Source organism: Halorubrum sp. Eb13, from assembly GCF_002252895.1.
GTDB lineage: Archaea > Halobacteriota > Halobacteria > Halobacteriales > Haloferacaceae > Halorubrum.
Map to the genome: position 1 here is coordinate 44,074 of NZ_NHPE01000136.1, position 421 is coordinate 44,494.

Below are 421 nucleotides of genomic sequence, written 5' to 3' on the forward strand. Positions count from 1 at the left end.
GCCGGGCTCGTGAACTCCATGACCGTGGCCATAGCCACCGATCGCTCCGGACCGGCATAATGCACGAGTATGGTGTACCAAGTAGTCGACCGCCGGACCGAACGAGCGGTCGACCGTCACGCTCGACGCGAACATGGTATCCCATGTCTGTCTTCTTTATATGCGGGTCGAGGACCACTCATTCGGAATCGATTAATGAGTGTGATCGTGGAGTTCCGCGTGTCGTCCGGGAACTTCGAACTCGGACGAATACTCGCGGTCGAGGGAAACTCCACCGTCGAACTCGAGACGCTCGTCCCCCTCGGAGGAGCCACAGCCCCGTTGTTCTGGATCCACAACGCCTCGCGTGACTCGTTCGTGGACGGAGTCCAACGGCACCCGACAGTCGACGGGGCCACCCCGGTCGACGTGTTCGAAGACC

Annotated in this window: 1 pseudogene; it reads left to right on the plus strand. The window is 60.8% G+C overall.

What is annotated here, in order from left to right:
• Positions 1-207: 207 nt before the first annotated feature.
• A pseudogene (locus DJ75_RS15310) lies at positions 208-421 on the plus strand (helix-turn-helix domain-containing protein); the annotation flags it as partial.